This window comes from Wukongibacter baidiensis (assembly GCF_050888315.1).
In the GTDB taxonomy this organism is placed as follows: Bacteria; Bacillota; Clostridia; order Peptostreptococcales; family Caminicellaceae; genus Wukongibacter; species Wukongibacter baidiensis.
On the sequence record NZ_CP138202.1, the window covers coordinates 5,867,802 to 5,886,868 of the forward strand.

Genomic DNA, 19,067 nt, shown 5'->3' on the forward strand with positions numbered 1-19,067 from the left:
TTCATTTGTGATTTTGAAACATGCTGATGAATAATCTTGTTCAAAAGAAAAAAGGGGGAATATTAGTGTCTGAGAAGCAATATGTAATATTTAATTTAGGAAATGAGCAATATGGTGTAGACATTATGAATGTAAAAGAAATTAGTGAATTTAAAGAAAGTACTAAGGTTCCCAGTGCTCCATACTTTGTGGATGGAATAATTAACTTAAGAGGTGAAATCATTCCAATCGTCAACCTGAAAAAGAGATTTGGTATTGAGAATGACGAAATTGATTCTGATACGAGAATAATAGTAATTAATTTAAATGGAAGAAATGTAGGGTTTGTTGTTGATGAAGCATCACAGGTGTTAAGAATAAATAATGATGATATTGACCCAGCACCTGAGATAATAGCAGGCGTAGATAGACAATACATAAATGGCGTTGGAAAGGTTGAGGACAAGATCATAATACTATTAGATCTAGAAAAAATCTTGACTGATGAAGAAAAGGTTCAACTGAAAGAAATGGAATAATTTAGCACTAATTGTTGATAAAAAAAATTGCTTTGACAACAGTATAAGTCATGATTCGTACAACATATAGGGTATAATCAAAATAACAATACAATATATGGCGAGGTGCGAATGATGAAAAAGGTACTGTTGTTTTTTTTGCTATTAATTACATTAGTGATTAATAGAAGTATGATTTTTGCAGTTGAGGATAATGATAGTAACCTAGATGAGACACAGACTCTGCAGATAAAAAAAGATATAAATAACCTGCTAAATAAAAGGGCTAATTTATGGAATGAATTATTTTCAGAGGAAAAGAAACTCGAAGAAATAACTGAGGAGTTAAAGGAAATAGTTGAGGATCCTTTACTTACATATGATATTGAAGCATTTAACCAGATAAAGGCTCAAAATACTGGTATGGAAAAAATATTGAAGGTTGATGTATTAAAGATAAAAAATACTATACTAGGTGAGAATGAGATAACTGCCGATATAGAAGTTGAATGGCTCATGGAGGGCTTTGAGAAAAATTATAAGGAACAAGTAGATTACAGTATGAAGCTGATAAAAGATGATGATAAATGGAAAATATATGACTACAAAGTTATAGAGCCTTAAAAGTGTGAATACTATATTCACATTTTTTTTGTGGGATCATTTTTTAAAGAAAAATTTGACCGAAGCTAAGAGATTCGATGTCTTTGAGTTTCTATTTTTTTGTGAAAAATTTAAATTTATAAAAATTAGATGCATAAACCTATTTAATATATCGAGAAGTTTCGATATAATAGTATAATAATTGATATTTTTCAACAAATATTAGAGGTGTTATAATGTCCATTAATGTACAAGTCAAAATTCTTAATGAAGTAATTGAAAAAACCATTACTGCTATAGAATCAGGTAAAAAGGAAATATTCGAGATTTCTGAAAAGGCTAGAAGTGAATGTAATGAAGCCGAAAATGAACTAAAAGAGCTTAAGAATAAGGTTGCAGAAATAATCAAACAAGTAGATGTAATGGAAAAATTAGAAAAAAATAGCAGGAGAAGATTGGTAATTGTCAGTAGAAATTTCAAACAATTTAATGAAGATGATATTAAGGAAGCCTATGAAGCTGCAAATGATCTACAAGTGAAGCTTACTTTAATGAGACATGAAGAAAAGGAGTACATTAAGCAAAGAAGAAATCTTGAAATGAGACTGAAGAGGGCTCAAGATGTTGTTGAGAAAGCTGAATCTTTGACTTCGAAGGTAGGTGTTGCTTTAGGATATTTAAGTGGAAATCTTCAAGGAGTATTTGAGCAATTAGAGGATATACAACAAAGGCAGTTTATGGGGATTAAGATAATTAAGGCTCAAGAATTTGAAAGACAACGGGTTTCGAGAGAAATTCATGATGGACCTGCTCAAACTATGGCCAATGTTGTTCTAAAAGCAGAGTTATGTGACAGACTAATCGATCTAGATAAAGAGAAGGCAAAAGTAGAGCTACAGCTATTAAAGGAAATTGTTAGGGATAGTTTAAAGGATATAAGAAGGATTATATACGATCTTATGCCAATGTCGTTAAATGATTTAGGCTTGATCCCAACAATGCAAAGACTGGTTTTGAATTTTGAGAGGGACAGTGAAGCTTCTGTTGACTTCGTTATTAACGAAAATTATGAAATTAAAGAGTCAATCCTATTGCTTACAATCTTTAGAATAACTCAAGAGGCTCTTAACAATATTAGAAAGCATGCTAAGGCCCGTAGAGTTTCTGTTAAACTTGATATAGGTTCTGAAAATATTTACATTAGAATAGTAGATGATGGAATAGGATTTAATGTAGAGGAGAAGGTCAATTCAGTAGATGATAAAAATGGCTTTGGACTTTACAGTATAAGAGAGAGGGTAGATCTCCTTAAGGGTAAGATCGATATTGAAAGCGAAGAGGGTAAAGGTACTAAAATAAAGGTTACCATTCCAGTATGTAAAGAGGAGGAGTACAATGGAAGAGAATAAGATAAGGATTCTGATAGTAGATGATCATTCCCTTATGAGACAAGGTTTAAAACAAATATTAGAGATTGAAGAGGATATAGAGGTAGTAGGCCTAGCTGTGGATGGCGAAGATGCTTTAGAACAATGTTTTAAGCTAAGACCTGATGTAATCCTTATGGACATCAATATGCCAAATATGAATGGAATTCAAGCACTTAGAAGAATTAAAGACATGGGTATAGAGACAAAGGTTATTATGCTTACTATTCATGACGATAGAGAATACCTATTTGAAACTGTGAACATTGGTGCAGAAGGTTATGTCTTAAAGGACGCTGAATCAAACAGCCTGATAAGAGCAATAAGAAACGTATATTTTGGTGAATCCTACATACATCCTAGCTTAGCCTCAGAATTTGTAAGAGAGTATAAGAGTAGAGGAAAGACCTCTGACAAGGAACATGGCAAGAATAAACTAACAAGAAGAGAATACGAAGTTCTAACACTGATTGCTGAGGGACTTAATAATAAAGAAATAGCAGAAAATTTATTTATTAGTGAAAAAACAGTTAAAAATCACGTATCAAACATATTTAAGAAAATCGACGTAAACGATAGAACACAAGCTGCTATTTATGCATTTAAGCATAATATAAAGAAGATTTAGTTTTTACTAAATCTTTTTTTCTTTTTTGAGATGTTAAATTTTCGGAATGTAATAGAGTTTTGTAATTTACATCTTGACAAAAATAGGCAAAAAAAATACTATTAAGCTAGATAAAACTAATACATATAAATTTTTTGATGTGGAGGATGTTTATGGGGAAAGAATTAAAAGAAATCTATGAAAAAGTAACCTATAAGTTTGATAATGCATGGGATCATATCTCGGAAACTGAGAGGAAATCGGTGTTCAATTTTTCAGATGAATACAAGAGCTTTTTAGATAAAGGGAAGACAGAAAGAGAATGCGTAGACTCAATACTAGGAGTTGCTAAACTAAATGGATACAGGAACATTAAAGAAATAATTAGTAATAATGAAGAAATAAAACCTGGAATGAAGATATATGCAAATAACAAAGGTAAGGCTGCACTATTATTAGTGATTGGTGAGGACAAAATTGAGGGTGGAATTAATGTACTTGGAACTCATATTGATTCACCGAGATTGGACCTTAAGCCATTTCCTTTATATGAAGATGGTGGTTTAGGATTACTTAAGACCCATTATTATGGAGGAATAAAAAAATATCAATGGGCTTCAACACCATTGGCATTACATGGAGTAATATTTAAGAAAAGCGGAGAAAAAGTTAACATTGTTATAGGTGAAGAGGATACCGATCCTGTATTCTTTATATCTGATTTGCTTATTCACTTAGCTAAGGATCAAATGGAAAAGAAGCTTAGAGATGGATTAACCGGTGAAGGTTTAAACATAATTGTAGGTAGTATACCCCTAGGAGATAAAGACATAGATGAGAGAGTAAAATTCAGTATCATGAAAATATTAAACGATAAATATGGTATCGAAGAAGACGATTTTACTACAGCAGAAATTCAAGCTGTGCCAGCGGGCAAAGCAAGAGATGTAGGACTTGATAGAGCTTTAGTAGCTGGATATGGACATGATGATAGGGTCTGCTCATTTGCGGCTCTAAAGGCAATATTAGAAATTGAAAAACCTAAGAAAACCTGTGCAGTATTTTTTGCTGATAAAGAAGAGATTGGAAGCTATGGTAATACAGGAATGGAATCAATGTTTTTTGAGAACATGATTGCTGAACTAATTACACTACAAAATAAAAGCTACAATGGATTACTTTTAAGAAGATCACTTGCATCTAGTAGAGTTTTATCTGGAGACGTTGCAGCAGGTTTTGACCCGAATTTTCCCGATGTCTTAGATAAGAGAAATGCAGCCTTTATTGGAAAGGGATTGACTATTGTTAAATATACAGGATCAAAGGGTAAAAGTGGATGCAACGATGCAAATGCTGAATTTTTATCTGAGGTAAGAAAGATATTTAATAACAACGATGTAGTTTGGCAAGTAGGCGAATTAGGAAAGGTCGATCAAGGCGGTGGAGGAACCATTGCATTCATATTAGCAAGATATGGTGCAGAAGTTCTAGACTGTGGAGTACCAGTACTGAGTATGCATGCACCCTATGAATTGATTAGTAAAATAGATCTTTATATGACATATAAGGGGTATATGGCTTTTTTAAAGGATGCTTAGGGTGTTTCAGAATGGCGAATTTCTGCGTTATTTGAAATGTTCACCGACTTGGCACGTACGTTAGTACTACCAAACCGGTGAAATTTCAAAACCTTGAACTTCACTCATTCTGAAACACCCTGGGGCTGAACTCATAAGAGAAATTTATGAGTTCAGCCCCTTTTCTAACACAAATTTCTTAAAGGTTTCAGCCAATGGAGATAAAGCTCTATTTTTATGATACACGAAGTAAAACTTCCTTTTAAAGTCTAAGCCTTCTACTGAAATAGTTTTGATAGAGTTATTTTCAACATCGGAAGTTATGGCCTTAGATGATATAAAAGTAATACCTAGTCCATTCTTTACACATTCTTTTATGGTTTCAGTATTTTCTATATATGCTACTATATTTAGATTATCAACAGAATAATTATGATTACTGAGAGTATCTTCAACGATATTTCTTGTTCCTGATCCCTTTTCACGTAAAATTAGAGGATAAGTTAATAGTTGATCTATGGTAATAGAATCTATACCGATATACTTGTCCTTAATTGGAGCGGCAAGGACAATATTATCATCTAAAATATCAATATATTCTAATTGCTTCGATTCCTTCATAGCGCCTACAATACCAAAGTCAATCTTACCTGATAAAATATTAGCTATTACTTCACCAGTATCATGCTTCCTTAAATTATACTTTACATCGGGATAGATACTGTTAAACTTCTTTAAAAGTTTTGGGAGAAAATATTGTTCAGGTATAGTACTAGATGAAATTTCTAATATACCTTCAATCTTTCCTTCGAATTGATTTAGAGAAAAAATTGCATTATCACGTTTGTTGATGATTTCTATTGCGTATTCATAAAGTAAGCTTCCTGCATTTGTTAAAGTAATATTCTTATTAGTTCTGTTTACTAGCACAGTATTAAGTTCTTTTTCCAAATTGGAAATGTGATTACTTACAGTAGGCTGAGTTAGATACAAGCTCTCAGCAGCTTTTGAAAAGCTCTTAAGTTTTACTACTGAAACAAAAGTTTCTAACTGTCTAAAGTCCATAGCTAACACCTCAATTCAATAATACTAAGATAATATTAACATTAAAACATATGTTTTTCAAACAAAGTAATCATGATTAGAAAAATTGATTATGCAATTAAGCATCGGATATTAGAAAATTCGTTGGATTTAATAGAGATTTTTGAAGGAAAAATTCCAGTTTTAGCGTATAATAGTTTTATAGCTACAGATTTGGGAGGGGAAAGGATGGATGGGCAAAAACTTAAATCCTTATTGAAACAGGGAGAAGGACCCAAACTAGATTATAAAGAAAAAATTGATATTAGTGTAGAATCGGGGAAGAAAGAGTTAACTAAGGACGTTATAGCCATTGCTAATAGTCAAGGTGGAAGAGGACACTTAGTAATTGGAGTAAGGGATAAAAGTAGAGAAATAATAGGAATCGACCCTTCAAGCATAAATGAAGAAAGAATACAGCAGATAATAAGTAACCGATGTGATCCACCTATCAATGTTAGAGTAGAATACATTGATGTTGATAGCAAAACAGTTGGAGTTATTACAATTTTTAGAAGCCATAGGAAGCCCCACCAAATGAGACAGACAGGAGCCTTTTATATTAGAAGAGGATCAACAACGGATTTTGCCAGAAGAGATGAAATTGCAAGCATGCTTCAGAACGGCGGAATTATCAGCAATGAACAGATTCCTATCTATAACATAGGACTAGATGCACTGAATGATGAGCTGATAAAAAAATACTTAAAAAGAACTAATATTGGTGAGTCTGAAGGAGATAAGGTATTGTTAAACAACCTTGGAATAATTCACTATGATAAAGACAGTGAGCAATTTTATGCAACCATTGGAGGGTTATTGATATTCGGAGACAATCCACAATTATACCTGCCCCATACAGGAATTAAATTAATCTACTTAGATGGTAAAGAAAAGATTTCAAAATATTTTTCAGGAAACCTTTTAGCTTTATTAGATAATCTAACGATATTTATTAGAGAACACTTGAAGGGAACAAAATATCCTTTAGAACCTGTTGAAGAAGCTATAGCCAATGCCATTGCCCATAGGGATTACTTTGATGTTTCAAGGGAAATCCTAGTGTACATAGGTGATGATAAGGTTGAAATAAGCAATCCAGGAAGCATTTCAAAAAAAGATACAATAACCAATATTTCTAGGGAGCAAAATCCATTTAGGAGAAACAACTGGCTTTATCATGCTTTGTTAGTCATGGATGATAAAAAGAGATTTATGAAGAGTGGATTAGGTATTCAAAAGATTAAGGATGCATTTAGTGAAAGTGGTAAGGTTAGATTCTCCAACTTTAGAAAAAACAATTTGTTTAAAATAGTATTGCCTGGTAAAAGTAATGTAAGCAAATAATCGAAGTGTATATAAGCTGACTTCCAAATGAGTGGAGTTAGCTTATAACTTTTTAGCTCCCATAAAAAAGGGGGGGCTCAGAATGACGAATTTCTGAGTTGTTTGAAATTTCATTCATTCTGAAACACATCGGGGCTGTACTCATAAGATCGTTTTATGAGACAGTCCCTATTAATAGTAAGCTTTTTATTCAAAATCATCAGGATTAAGTTCTTCAGAGTGCTCCAATTTCATTTTATAACATTCACTTATTTCTTCACTCTTTTTTCTAGATTTGCTTTTTTCAGTACCTACTTTAGAAGTAAAGCTCCTGTCTAAATCATTCTTGCTATGTCTTCTATCTTTCATATTGTGGCACCTCCATTCAAAATTATTTTTTTCATATCTATAATGATTTATTCGTGGTTTTAAAGTCGAAATCTTTTGTAAAGTTATCCTGAGATTTAAAAGGTGTGAAAATTCCTATGTGTCATAAAAAAAGTTTTTAATAATTTATTTATTCAAAAGGAAAAGAGAAATTATTGTAGAATTATGTAGAAATATTAAGATTATTCTTAAACCTACGATCAAACTGAGAGGGAGGGATAATGTTGCAATATCAATTAAATAAATGACTCCATAAATATAGTAAATAGACATAGAATTTGATTGGAGGAAAATAGATGGAGTTAAATGTAAATAATAAAAATGCAAGTATTTATCGAAATAAGAATCTCATGCTCTTAGTTACAGGGCAGATTGTTTCAAACATAGGTAACTATGTCTTTAAAACATCGATAGCTTGGTATATTATGAGCTTACTATCAAATAAAGATTCTGGATTCTACATGGCAATATTTATGTCCTGTCTTCTTGTACCTACTCTTGTTTTCGGGCCTTTTTCAGGTGTAATTGCAGACAAATTTGACAGAAAGAAAATTATCGTAGGAACAGATTTAATTAGAGGAACATTAATGCTTACACTGGCATCATTAAATTATTTTAAATTAATGTCTTTAGGAGTTTTATTTACTATTACATTTATATGTGCTTTCTTTGAAACCTTTTTTAATCCGTCAGTAATTTCATCAGTTCCCAATCTAGTCAGCAAAGAGAGTTTATCTAAGGCTAACTCATTAAACAGTATGAGCTGGAAGCTGAGCTCTTTAATTGGTATATCACTCTCAGGATTTTTATTGCATTATTTTGGGATAGCAGGAGTACTTCTGATTAATGGTATCTCTTTTATATTGTCGGGAATTTCAGAAATGTTCATTGACATGCCGAAACCTAAAAATTCCCAATATGAACTCAATATAAATAAAATTAGAAGAGATATATTCAATGACTTTAAAGAGGGATTGATATTTTTAAAAAGTCAAAAAACTCTCTTACTATTAGTAGGCTTTGCACTATGTATTAACGTTATATATTATCCTGTTTTTGAAATAATATTTCCTAAAACAATAAAATTTAACTTAGGCATGAGCGCAAGGATGTATGGAATCTTGCAATCCTTTATTCCTATAGGTTCGATTATCATAATGCTTATATTGTCCCTAAAAAATCTAAAGGGAAATAATAGTAAATGGATTATTAGAGGAGTTATTATAGAGGGGGGAATAATTCTAGCATTAGGTATACCTCTAGCTCTCTATATGAGATCATACATGTCAAGTATTTATGTCGTAGGTATCTATGCTATGCTGGCGATGGTACTAGGCGTAATTATAGGTCTAATGAATATACCTTTAATAAGCTCATTTCACAAACTAGTTCCCGATGAATATAGAGGTAGATTTTTTGCGATATTTGAAACGGCAGCACAGGGTTCAATACCAGTAGGGGCATTTTTGTTCGGGATACTATCCGATAGGATACAGCCTACAACAATTTATTTTGCTGCAGGTGCAATAATAATAGGCTTAGGAATATGGATGTTGAGGATTCCTGAGATGAGGGAGCTATAAACCAATATAAGTTACAAATAGATAAAGACTTCTTTAAAAAAATTTTATGTGATCAATTAAGGGATGTTTCAGAAATTAGTTATTCTGAGACATCCCTTTTAATATGGGATCATGTATAAAAGTCAAGCAAAAGAAAAAAATAGATTTGAATGGAGGTGTGATTATGGCAAAAAGTAGGGAAGAGAAGGCTACCGCAAATAGAGCGGCTATAGAAAATGAAATTAGAAATATGGAGCTTGATCCGATACAAAGACATCCTAAGAGAAAGTCAAAGAAATTTGACCACAATAATGAGAAATTTGTTGAAGATCTAAATATCAATGATTTTGAATAAGTAATATATGTACATGTGCCTAGGTGTAAACCTAGGTTTTTTTTAATTATTATGGTAGTATAAAAGAATAAGTAATACATATAGATTGTAATTAATTATGGGGGAGGAATTACATTATGAACAAGGGGATTGGACATGAATTTTTAGAAAAGACAAAATACCAGTATTTAGACGTATCTGATCAGGATAAAGGTATTAAGCAACCACCACTTGAGCAAGAGCATGATAAGGATCAGAATGTAATTGATTTGCCAGATCCTAAAAAATTAGAACTAGGAAATATAAGTCTAGTAGATGCTATTGAAAAAAGGACTAGCGTAAGAAAATATGCAAATAAGCCCCTAAGCCTAGAAGAACTTTCATATTTATTGTGGTGTACCCAAGGAGTGAAACAAATTGTTTCAAGGCCAGCAACACTTAGAAATGTGCCTTCGGCTGGTGCGAGGCACGCCTTTGAAACATATTTACTGATAAATAATGTTGAAGGACTGAAACCAGGGTTATACAGATTTTTGGCTATCGACCATAAGCTTGTAGAAATTAATTTAGAAAATAATATTGATGAAAGCATAACAGTTGCATGCCTTGATCAGATTATGGTGAAAAAAAGTGCTGTAACATTTATATGGGTTGCCGACCTATATAGAATGAAATGGCGCTATCAAGAAAGGGCATATAGGTATTTGCTTTTGGATGCAGGCCATGTCTGCCAAAATCTATATCTAGCTGCAGAAGGTATAGATAGTGGTGTCTGTGCCATAGCAGCATATGATGACGATGTTATTAATGATATCTTGGATCTAGATGGCAAAGAGGAATTTGTAACATACATTGCAAGCCTCGGAAAAAAATAGAGGTGGGTGAAGTAATGACGGAGTTTACTTCAAAACTTTTAGGAGTTATGACTAGTATTCCATATGGAAAAGTAACAACATACGGTAGAGTAGCTGAAATCGCTGGGAATCCAAGGGCAGCAAGGCAAGTTTCTTGGGCCCTAAGGGTATATTCCGATAAATATAATTTACCTTGGCATAGAATTATTAACTCAAAGGGAACAATTTCTCTAGGAAGAGGTCAAGGGTTTGAGCTGCAGAAGAGTCTTCTTGAAGAAGAAGGTATTCTAGTTATGGAAAATGGATGTGTTGACTTGAAAAAGTATTTATGGAACGGAGACTTACACCATAATTTTGAATAGAGGATATTAGAAACATTTTTATAGACTACATGAAATAGAAATATAAGACAATGAACTTACTAATTTGAGAAACTCAATTTGAGGAGTCTATTGTCTTATATTTTTTTGAACATAATAAACATGAATGAAATTTATAGAAGGCTATATAGTAGCCTCAGATTGTTAACAAAGTTAACAAGATGATAGGCTGTTAAGAAGCTCGAAGTTCGAGGCGTGCTGAAAGCAAGAGATCGCAGCGTATAAAGACATACGTAAGAGTTCTTGATTGAAGCAACAACGAAGAAATTCGGGTTTGTTAACCGCCTCAGGCTATATAGTAGCCTAGAAGCTAAGCGTATATATCTGAAAATTCTACGTTTATCCTTTCCACATATTCCTGTTGAAACTTAATATCAGACTTACCAATACTATCGTCATATTTTATGACTTTAATAGGAAACTCTAATATAAATTCTGTACCAACGCCCTCAAAACTTTTTACAGATATCTTGCCGTCGTGCATTTCAACAAGGGATTTAACTAAAGAGAGTCCTATGCCACTTCCTTCTTGTTTTCTAGTTAATAATTTATCTACTTGTCTAAATCTATCGAAGATAATATCTTTCTTATCGCAAGGAATTCCAATGCCGCTATCTTTGACGGAAACCTTCAAAATTTGATTCTTAGATTCAACAGTCACCTTTATGATTCCACCTGGGCTAGTAAACTTTACTGCGTTAGATAGTAGATTGAGTATGATTCTTTCAATTGAGTCTGGATCTACAGCCATTAGCTTTTCTTCAATATTAGTATCGAATACAAGTTTTATATCTTTATCCTGTATATACTCTGCAACGGATAAAGTTATATTTTCTATAAGACTAACAATGTTGAGATTGGTTGCATTGAGTTTGAAATATCCAGAATCAATTTTGGTAATATCAATCAAGTTATTAACTAGTCTTAGTAGTCTATAACAGTTCTGTTGCATAATTTTAATTTTCTTATAGGAGTTTGTATTGTAATTTTCTTTTTCTTCTATTTTTAGAGTTAAAATTAATAACTGGAATGTTCCTAGCATAATGTTTAGAGGCGTTTTAAACTCATGGGAAATGTTTGCGAAAAATTCAGTAGTTAATTTATTGTGCTCAATAGCCTCATTCAACTTATTTTCTGTTTCTTTTCTAAGCTTTTCTTCCTTCTTACGCTTAGTAATATCCCTAACAATAGTCTGACATGCGACTTTATCTTCATGGATGAAATACGAGGTTGTTACTTCTACATCAATTACTGTACCATCGTATCTAACTAGTTTTTGCTCATATGGAAGAACATTTTTTTTATATTTCTTAATCTGACTAATTCTTTCTTTCACTATTTCATGAAAATCAACATGAGCAAAATCATAAATGCTTCTACCTATTAACTTATTTATATGTGAAACACCTGAAAGGTTTGCAGCAGCCTGATTAGCAAAAATGATGTTACCTTCACTATGGACAACTATGGCATTTGGAGAATATTGGAAAAGATTTCGATATCGCTCTTTACTTCTATAAAGAGCCTTTTCGATCATCTTTTTTTCAGTAATGTCTGAAAAAACACCGACCAGTCCTGCAATATTTCCATCGGCATCTGTAAAGGAAGCTTTATTGAATAAGACATCGTGCATGGTGCCATCGGCATGAGACATGGTATGCTCATACACCTGAACACCTCTGTTTTTAAACAATTCTCTGTCCTTTTCCGAATATTTATCAGCCAACTCCTTAGGAAATACTTCATATAATCCTTTATTAAGAATAGCCTCTTTACTTTTACCAAGAAATTTTTCATAGGCTGTATTACAGTCTATATACTTTCCATCGATATCCTTTATAAATGCTGGATTTGGAATTGTATTTATAAACTTATGTTGAAAAGCTATTTTATCCTTCAACTTTTTTTCGTTTTCCTTAAAGAGGGTTATATCTTTGAAGCTCCAAACCCTGCCTCTGACAGTGTTATCAATCAATAAGGGTTTAGTAAATCTATCAAATATTCTACCATCCTTAAACTCTATATTGTCTAGACTATCAGAATCTGATTGATACAAAACTTCTACCTTAGCTGTAAATTCCTCAGGGTTAGCTAATTGGTCAAGTACATAATTCAAAAAAATCTCACTATTGTTATTATTATTAAAAATCTCATCGGGTATTTTCCACATCTCTTGAAAACGTTTATTGGCATGGATAATGTTTTTATCATTATCAACAACTAGAACCCCATCATGTATCGAGTCCAATATAGTATGTAATACTTCTTTATTTTTTACTAACTCTTCACTAACCACAAAATTCGCCACCTTTGCTAAACTTATCAAAATATATCTCTTTAACTTAATACTATAAAACTTGACAACTTCCTCCCTCTTTTTATCGCAAGTTTAGACGATATTCTACAAAATTGTTCTGAGGGGTTTCCAATGAGAATTTCTATAATAGACCTTATAAAAACAGCTATTCACTTCATTGAATTGTTAATAAGTGCTGAAACAAAATAAAATTTCCATAAGATATAATAGATTTGTTTTAATAAGGAGATAATATAAAATATTAATGGAATTATGGAGGTCTATGTAGTGAACAAGGATTCTATTTCAAATATACAAGCAGTATCTATTTTGATACTCTTTATGTCCTCTACATCTACGGTTTTGATGGTTGCCTTGTCGGCTCAAGGTGATTTTTGGTTAGCTATTATCTTATCGGTTTTGATGGCTAGTGTTATGGCCATAATATTTGCTCAATTATATGATATTTATCCAGAAAAGAATTTTTATGACATGTGTGAATCATGCTTTGGTAAAGTGCTGGGAGGATTCATATGTATTTCATATATACTTTTTGCATTTGATGAAGGAGCATTAACTTTAGTAAATGCTAAGCAATTTATTACTGAAACTACCCTTGAAGAAACCCCCAGAATCATAACCATACTTCCTCTTGTTTTTCTATGTGCATGGGCAGTGAAGGCTGGAATTGGAGTTATTGGGAAATGGTCAAAGCTTGTGATTATTGCATTTATATCTTTTGTATTCATTGTAGTAATTCTATTAATTCCTAAAATGGATGCTAACAACCTAGAACCTATATTGTATAATGGAGCAAGGCCACTTTATGAGGGGACCATATCAGCCTTTTCATTTCCCTTTGGTGAAATAGTATTTCTTTCATTGGTATTCAACTTTAAAGACAGAAAGTCAGCCTATAGAGTTTATTTGGGGGGCTTATTGATATCAGGGGTTTTAGCCCTTGTAATAGCATCCACTACTGTTTTAATACTAGGTGTAGACTTTGCAACGACTTCATACTTTCCTGTCCACACAGCAGCTAGAGTAATTAATATTGGTCATTTTATACAAAGGCTTGAAGTAATAGCAGTACTTATAAGTGCTGGCGGAGCATTTTTGAAAGTTAGCATACTTATATTAGCTGTATGCAAAGGGATTGCAAAGCTTATAAACTTTTCAGATTATAGATTCATTGCAGTACCAGTATCATTATTAATGATTAATTTTGTTGATTTTTTCTTTGACAACAGAATGACTTTTCTTAATTATAATTCAGAAATTTGGGTTAAATATGCTATTGTATTCGAGATCTTTATACCTGTCATGGTGCTATTTATTGCATATATAAAACGGAAACGCAAAAGGAAGATAAAGGCTTAAGAAGATTGGAAAGATTGATTAAAAAATATATAAGTTACAAAAATCTATTACATTCCGAAGATTTAACATCTCAAAACCGCTGGCTGTTAAATCTTCAGAATGTAAGATGTTTATATTATTATATATAGAAGGGGATTTAAAGAGCACGACGAATATTAATAATTGAAATACTATATTTAATATGAACAAATTGGGGGTAGCATATGGAGAAAATAGCTTTTCATAAAAAGCAAGGATTTTGGGGAATCCTGATAATGGTAGGCTTTATGACAATTCATATATTTGGTGTAAACGTTTTTGCCGATGGATTATTACCTGCTGTTTGGGTAGGAGGATTAATTGGAGGCCTTATAAGGTATCTGATGAAGAAAGATGATGTGAAGGAAATTGTATTTGGCTGGGGATTCTGCTTAGCGATGCTACTAAATTATATCCTATTTAGATATGGTCATCCCTATATACCAAATTACATAATCATATTTATCGGATTTGCAGCCATTAATATCTATGATTTTAAGAAAAAGGGTACAGCGAATATGAAGGAAAAAGCTGCTTTAGTATTGATATTGCTAGTAGCTTTCTTTGCTATAGATTATTATCAATACTCGAGTAATATTATAAAGGGTAGGGGTTTTCGCAGATTAATAAAAAAAGAATATGGTATTCAAGGTAAAATAGATAAGGAAGATCTAAAAGGGATAGAGAAATTGGACATAGACGATAATGATCGTGTTAATAATATAGAAGGAATTAGATACTTTCAAGACGTGAAGAGTATATACATATCTGATGCAAGCACAATAAAGGATCTTAGACCTTTGGCTAATTTATCTAAACTAGAGGAACTAACAATATGGTATTCAAATGTCGATAAGATTGAAGAAATACCTAAAATCGAATCCTTAGAGAGGATCGATATAGTTTATCCTAAAGCAGGAAAGATAGACAGTCTAGAGAATTTTCCGAACTTGAAGCGATTTGAAATTCAAGGTATGGACTTTGATAATCTAAATGGTTTAGAAGGGCCAAAGAATCTAGAGAGGTTAGATATTGGAGATGGAAGACTAACGACATTTGATGGTGTGGAAAAGTTTCCATATTTAAAAGAAGTTGACTTATATGAAATGAGTATTAATGACATTAGCAGAATATTTGAACTAAGAGAGCTAAAAAGTGTTGAACTACAGGGTGGCTATATTCATAACAGAGACTATTTTGACAAAATGGCTAGAGAAAGAGGCATTGTGGTTAAAGAAAGAGGAACTTCTAACGTAGACCTGTTAAAATGATTTAATTATAATCGAAAAACATCCGACTGCTATTTACTTTAAATTATATATAAAGTATAATTTATATAGTTTAATAGCATATGCCATTAAAAAATAAAAAGTTACGTAGCTATAACAGGAGGGGATAGATATGGAAGCTATTCATTCAGGCGTTGAAAAATATTTTTTAGAACTGAGAAGAGGCTGTAATAATCTTATTGACAGCCAGCAATTAAAAGAAAGAATAGTAGCAGGAGAAAAATTATTTCTACTCGATATCCGAAGGAAGTCAGATTACGATAAGGGACATATAGAGGGTTCATTTCATGCAGAATGGCCAGAGGTAGAGGACTTCATCAAGGAGGGTGTCTTCAGAAAAGATGAAAAGATAATTGTTATTTGTTATACAGGACAAACCGCCGGACAAATTGTTTCAATCCTTAAAGTACTTGGATACGATGCATGCTCATTAATGGGTGGAATGATGAATGGCTGGTTAAAGGGACACATGCCTATACAAGCAGGCTGCAGTACATGAGGTTAAGGTATTCTCTAGTTTAGAGATACTATGTGATTGAAGTATAAAGAGTAAGAAAAATTCATACATACGTTCTAAAATAAACCCGAAAAGAATTCAAATTCTTTTTGGGTTTATTTATTAATTTTCTTGAAAAATTATAAAAATTCTGATAATATTTAATTAGTTAGTTCTTGATACGAACTAACTGGACAAGGAAGGGGGCTAATCAATTAATGACAAATGACTTTCAAAGGACAAAGAAAAAGGGAGTTTCTATAGAAAGAAAGATAGAGAAATGGGCATATTTATTTATAATAGGTCCGTTACTATACTTTTTCACATTTAGAATGTTCCCAACACTTTTCTCTTTTTATCTAAGTGTTACTAAATGGGATCTTCTGTCATCTAACAAACCCTTTAGTGGACTTGAAAACTTCAAAGACGTAGTAAATGATCCTGTTTTTAGAACAGCCATAGTGAACACCTTAAAGTATCTTGTAGTGGCCGTTCCCATTTGCTTAGTTTTAAGCCTAGGAATCGCATTAGTATTGAATGCTATTGTAAAGGGAAAGGGACTATTTAGAATGTTAATATTTATTCCCTATATAACATCTACGGTAGCGATATCTTGGGTATGGAAATGGATGTTTATGAAAAATGGTGGAGTAATAAATACTATACTAATAGCTCTAGGGTTGAAGGCCCAGCCATTCTTAAACAGTACTACCCAAGCAATCTATGTAATCATCTCTAACATTGTTTGGAAGCAGATTGGTTTTAATACCATTATTTTTATTGCTGGACTTATGCAGATTTCTAGAACCTATTATGAAGCTGCTGAAATCGATGGAGCATCTTCATGGCAGCAGTTTAAAAATATAACCTTACCACTTTTAAATCCCACTGTGGTATATTTAGCAGTTATAAATACCATATCTACACTACAGGTATTCACTCAGATATTTAATATTGCCGGCCCAGAAGGAGGACCACTAAACTCCACAAACAGTATAGTAGTTGAAATATATAAAACTGCATTTATGAGTTATAAAATGGGTAGGGCAAGTGCTATGACCGTAATTTTATTTATCATTATTCTAGGTATAACCCTGTTCCAAATGAAGGTTCTAAATAAAGAAAATTGAGAAGAAGGGAGTTAATAATGGAGAAAAAGAAAAGAATTAAACAACTGATATTATATGTAATTATTACAATTGTATGTGCAATAATGGTTTTTCCTTTTTTATGGATGATAGCAACATCCTTTAAAACCGGTGTAGATGTATACAATATATCCCTTATTCCAGAAAATCCAACAATTAAAAACTACATAGAAGTCTGGAATAATTCAAAGTTTCCTAAATGGTTTTTCAATAGCTTTGTAGTATCGATAATTACAGTTATTAGTGTACTATTTTTTGATTCCCTCGTAGGATATACCTTTGCAAAGCTAAGATTCCGAGGTAGAAAACCATTGTTTATTGCTATATTGTCAACATTGATGGTTCCTACTGAAATGTTGATTATACCATGGTTCTTGATGATAAATAAGTTTGGATGGGTTAACTCATACTGGTCAATATTGTTTCCCGGACTAGTTTCAGCCTTTGGTATCTTCTTAATGAGACAATTTTTTTCAGGCATACCCGACGATCTACTAGATGCGGGACGTATTGATGGACTATCGGAATTTGGAGTGTATTGGCATGTTGCACTGCCGCTAGTGAGGCCAGCTTTATCGGCTTTAGCTATATTTACTTTCTTAGCAAGCTGGAATGCATTCCTATGGCCGGTTATTGCAATCGACGATCCTAATATGTATACACTACCAGTAGGGGTGGCCTTATTCTCTAGTGAGGTATTAAATGAATGGGATTTAATTATGACTGGTGCATCAATAGCAACAATACCAGTTATTATAGTATTTCTAATATTCCAAAAGAGAATAATTGAAGGAATACAATTAGCCGGATTGAAGGGTTAATACAAAGGGGAGGACATTATGTTACCAACTAATCTTAAAATTATAGACTCCCATGCTCACTTTTTAGTAAAGGGAATGGGCATAGGCTGTTATAGAGATGAATATATAGATAGATTTGGTGAAGAAAAATGGAATAGGCTTCAAAGTATGAATGAATTCCAAAGGGATCAATGGAGAAGGGCATGGGGATTCCCAGATGTGCAACCACCGAAGGAGAGTATTGAAGAGACGGCCTTGCAGTGGAAAGAGGATTTAGAAAAAAAGAATATAGAGAAGATCATATTCGCGACAGCTGGTAATTATGAAAAGAGTAACGCGAACATGGAAAAGATAGTTAAAATGTACCCAGAAAAATTCATTGGATATGCTTATCATGATCCATTTTCCAGTGATGCGCCGGAGCTACTTGAAAAAGCCATAATAGAACAAGGATTAAAGGGATTTAAGATTCTAGCACCGGACTTAAATGGAAGAATCGATGATCCAAAGTTAGATAGGCTGTGGAAGGTAGCTGAAAAATATAGAATACCTGTCTTAATCCATTTCGGGATATTGGGGGGAGCTGGAGGAATAGCATATCATCCAAATATATCTCCAATAATCTTACATGATGTTGCAAAGGCTTATCCAGATGTACCCTTTATCATTCCTCACTTTGGATGTGGTCAGGTAAAGGATGCTCTACAGTTGGCCTGGGCTTGTCCGAACATCTACATTGATACAACAGGGAGTAATCAATGGGTGAGATGGATGCCTTATGATCTAACCGTTAAGGATTTATTCAAAAAATACTATGAAACAATAGGACCCCATAGAATAATCTTTGGTACCGATGGATCATGGTTCCCAAGGGGATTTGTATACAGATACGCTGAGGACCAGTATAGAGATTGTGTATACCTAGGCTTTACCGAATCTGAGATAAATATGATATTCAATGAAAATATCATAAGAATATTAGAAAACATCAAGGTGTAGAGAT

General features: G+C 32.7%; 19 protein-coding genes. 16 read left to right on the forward strand and 3 right to left on the reverse strand.

The window, feature by feature from the left end:
* Nucleotides 1-65: 65 nt before the first annotated feature.
* The 5 genes from R9X47_RS26835 to R9X47_RS26855 all read left to right on the forward strand — a co-directional run bounded on the left by R9X47_RS26835 (nt 66) and on the right by R9X47_RS26855 (nt 4,732).
* Nucleotides 66-518: a chemotaxis protein CheW gene (locus R9X47_RS26835; RefSeq protein WP_432664124.1), complete on the forward strand. Its 453-nt coding sequence runs from the start codon at nt 66-68 to the stop codon at nt 516-518.
* A gap of 111 nt (nt 519-629) precedes the next feature.
* Complete coding sequence (locus tag R9X47_RS26840) at nt 630-1,121, forward strand: hypothetical protein (protein WP_432664125.1); 492 nt, start codon at nt 630-632, stop codon at nt 1,119-1,121.
* 215 nt (nt 1,122-1,336) lie between these two features.
* On the forward strand, nt 1,337-2,509 hold the full coding sequence (locus tag R9X47_RS26845) for a sensor histidine kinase (protein WP_432664126.1): 1,173 nt from the start codon (nt 1,337-1,339) through the stop codon (nt 2,507-2,509).
* On the forward strand, nt 2,496-3,155 hold the full coding sequence (locus R9X47_RS26850) for a response regulator (RefSeq protein ID WP_432664127.1): 660 nt from the start codon (nt 2,496-2,498) through the stop codon (nt 3,153-3,155). The genes R9X47_RS26845 and R9X47_RS26850 overlap by 14 nt, the downstream gene beginning before the upstream one ends.
* Nucleotides 3,156-3,307: 152 nt before the next feature.
* Nucleotides 3,308-4,732, forward strand: coding sequence for an aminopeptidase (locus R9X47_RS26855; RefSeq protein ID WP_432664128.1), 1,425 nt, complete (start codon nt 3,308-3,310; stop codon nt 4,730-4,732).
* A 144-nt stretch (nt 4,733-4,876) separates the two neighbouring features.
* On the opposite strand, the gene R9X47_RS26860 is transcribed toward R9X47_RS26855, so the two are convergent.
* Nucleotides 4,877-5,776 (reverse strand): selenium metabolism-associated LysR family transcriptional regulator, encoded by a 900-nt coding sequence (locus R9X47_RS26860; RefSeq protein ID WP_432664129.1) that lies wholly within the window; start codon nt 5,774-5,776, stop codon nt 4,877-4,879.
* Nucleotides 5,777-5,983: 207 nt separating this feature from the next.
* Between R9X47_RS26860 and R9X47_RS26865 the strand changes: the two genes are divergently transcribed.
* On the forward strand, nt 5,984-7,141 hold the full coding sequence (locus R9X47_RS26865; RefSeq protein WP_432664130.1) for an RNA-binding domain-containing protein: 1,158 nt from the start codon (nt 5,984-5,986) through the stop codon (nt 7,139-7,141).
* A gap of 186 nt (nt 7,142-7,327) precedes the next feature.
* Here R9X47_RS26865 and R9X47_RS26870 read toward each other — a convergent pair whose 3' ends face one another.
* Nucleotides 7,328-7,489: a hypothetical protein gene (locus R9X47_RS26870; protein WP_432664131.1), complete on the reverse strand. Its 162-nt coding sequence runs from the start codon at nt 7,487-7,489 to the stop codon at nt 7,328-7,330.
* Nucleotides 7,490-7,803: 314 nt separating this feature from the next.
* Here R9X47_RS26870 and R9X47_RS26875 point away from each other — a divergent pair, with 314 nt between their 5' ends.
* From R9X47_RS26875 to R9X47_RS26890, 4 genes are all read left to right on the forward strand, one after another.
* Nucleotides 7,804-9,090 carry an MFS transporter gene (locus R9X47_RS26875; RefSeq protein WP_432664132.1) on the forward strand — a complete coding sequence of 429 codons (1,287 nt, stop codon included), beginning with the start codon at nt 7,804-7,806 and terminating at the stop codon, nt 9,088-9,090.
* Between the two features lie 163 nt (nt 9,091-9,253).
* Nucleotides 9,254-9,424 carry a hypothetical protein gene (locus R9X47_RS26880; protein WP_432664133.1) on the forward strand — a complete coding sequence of 57 codons (171 nt, stop codon included), beginning with the start codon at nt 9,254-9,256 and terminating at the stop codon, nt 9,422-9,424.
* A 116-nt stretch (nt 9,425-9,540) separates the two neighbouring features.
* Nucleotides 9,541-10,278 (forward strand): SagB/ThcOx family dehydrogenase, encoded by a 738-nt coding sequence (locus tag R9X47_RS26885; RefSeq protein ID WP_432664134.1) that lies wholly within the window; start codon nt 9,541-9,543, stop codon nt 10,276-10,278.
* A 14-nt stretch (nt 10,279-10,292) separates the two neighbouring features.
* Nucleotides 10,293-10,619: an MGMT family protein gene (locus tag R9X47_RS26890; RefSeq protein WP_432664135.1), complete on the forward strand. Its 327-nt coding sequence runs from the start codon at nt 10,293-10,295 to the stop codon at nt 10,617-10,619.
* Nucleotides 10,620-10,947: 328 nt separating this feature from the next.
* Here R9X47_RS26890 and R9X47_RS26895 read toward each other — a convergent pair whose 3' ends face one another.
* Entirely contained in the window at nt 10,948-12,933 is a 1,986-nt protein-coding gene (locus R9X47_RS26895; RefSeq protein WP_432664136.1) for a PAS domain S-box protein, read from the reverse strand.
* Between the two features lie 288 nt (nt 12,934-13,221).
* Between R9X47_RS26895 and R9X47_RS26900 the strand changes: the two genes are divergently transcribed.
* The 6 genes from R9X47_RS26900 to R9X47_RS26925 all read left to right on the forward strand — a co-directional run bounded on the left by R9X47_RS26900 (nt 13,222) and on the right by R9X47_RS26925 (nt 19,063).
* Nucleotides 13,222-14,313, forward strand: coding sequence for a GerAB/ArcD/ProY family transporter (locus R9X47_RS26900; RefSeq protein ID WP_432664137.1), 1,092 nt, complete (start codon nt 13,222-13,224; stop codon nt 14,311-14,313).
* 203 nt (nt 14,314-14,516) lie between these two features.
* A complete protein-coding gene (locus R9X47_RS26905) occupies nt 14,517-15,602 on the forward strand; it encodes a leucine-rich repeat domain-containing protein (protein ID WP_432664138.1) in 1,086 nt (361 codons plus the stop codon).
* Nucleotides 15,603-15,732: 130 nt separating this feature from the next.
* Complete coding sequence (locus R9X47_RS26910) at nt 15,733-16,119, forward strand: rhodanese-like domain-containing protein (protein WP_432664139.1); 387 nt, start codon at nt 15,733-15,735, stop codon at nt 16,117-16,119.
* Nucleotides 16,120-16,334: 215 nt separating this feature from the next.
* Nucleotides 16,335-17,246 carry a carbohydrate ABC transporter permease gene (locus tag R9X47_RS26915; protein ID WP_432664140.1) on the forward strand — a complete coding sequence of 304 codons (912 nt, stop codon included), beginning with the start codon at nt 16,335-16,337 and terminating at the stop codon, nt 17,244-17,246.
* Nucleotides 17,247-17,263: 17 nt separating this feature from the next.
* Complete coding sequence (locus tag R9X47_RS26920; protein ID WP_432664141.1) at nt 17,264-18,085, forward strand: carbohydrate ABC transporter permease; 822 nt, start codon at nt 17,264-17,266, stop codon at nt 18,083-18,085.
* A gap of 18 nt (nt 18,086-18,103) precedes the next feature.
* On the forward strand, nt 18,104-19,063 hold the full coding sequence (locus R9X47_RS26925; RefSeq protein WP_432664142.1) for an amidohydrolase family protein: 960 nt from the start codon (nt 18,104-18,106) through the stop codon (nt 19,061-19,063).
* The last annotated feature ends 4 nt before the right edge of the window (nt 19,064-19,067 follow it).

Bases quoted from the DNA above. Each gene is read 5' to 3' on its own strand.
- R9X47_RS26840 (WP_432664125.1), top strand. From the start codon at position 630: ATGATGAAAAAGGTACTGTTGTTTTTTTTGCTATTAATTACATTAGTG.
- R9X47_RS26845 (WP_432664126.1), top strand. From the start codon at position 1,337: ATGTCCATTAATGTACAAGTCAAAATTCTTAATGAAGTAATTGAAAAA.
- R9X47_RS26850 (WP_432664127.1), top strand. From the start codon at position 2,496: ATGGAAGAGAATAAGATAAGGATTCTGATAGTAGATGATCATTCCCTT.
- R9X47_RS26855 (WP_432664128.1), top strand. From the start codon at position 3,308: ATGGGGAAAGAATTAAAAGAAATCTATGAAAAAGTAACCTATAAGTTT.
- R9X47_RS26860 (WP_432664129.1), bottom strand. From the start codon at position 5,776: ATGGACTTTAGACAGTTAGAAACTTTTGTTTCAGTAGTAAAACTTAAG.
- R9X47_RS26865 (WP_432664130.1), top strand. From the start codon at position 5,984: ATGGATGGGCAAAAACTTAAATCCTTATTGAAACAGGGAGAAGGACCC.
- R9X47_RS26870 (WP_432664131.1), bottom strand. From the start codon at position 7,489: ATGAAAGATAGAAGACATAGCAAGAATGATTTAGACAGGAGCTTTACT.
- R9X47_RS26875 (WP_432664132.1), top strand. From the start codon at position 7,804: ATGGAGTTAAATGTAAATAATAAAAATGCAAGTATTTATCGAAATAAG.
- R9X47_RS26880 (WP_432664133.1), top strand. From the start codon at position 9,254: ATGGCAAAAAGTAGGGAAGAGAAGGCTACCGCAAATAGAGCGGCTATA.
- R9X47_RS26885 (WP_432664134.1), top strand. From the start codon at position 9,541: ATGAACAAGGGGATTGGACATGAATTTTTAGAAAAGACAAAATACCAG.
- R9X47_RS26890 (WP_432664135.1), top strand. From the start codon at position 10,293: ATGACGGAGTTTACTTCAAAACTTTTAGGAGTTATGACTAGTATTCCA.
- R9X47_RS26905 (WP_432664138.1), top strand. From the start codon at position 14,517: ATGGAGAAAATAGCTTTTCATAAAAAGCAAGGATTTTGGGGAATCCTG.
- R9X47_RS26910 (WP_432664139.1), top strand. From the start codon at position 15,733: ATGGAAGCTATTCATTCAGGCGTTGAAAAATATTTTTTAGAACTGAGA.
- R9X47_RS26915 (WP_432664140.1), top strand. From the start codon at position 16,335: ATGACAAATGACTTTCAAAGGACAAAGAAAAAGGGAGTTTCTATAGAA.
- R9X47_RS26920 (WP_432664141.1), top strand. From the start codon at position 17,264: ATGGAGAAAAAGAAAAGAATTAAACAACTGATATTATATGTAATTATT.
- R9X47_RS26925 (WP_432664142.1), top strand. From the start codon at position 18,104: ATGTTACCAACTAATCTTAAAATTATAGACTCCCATGCTCACTTTTTA.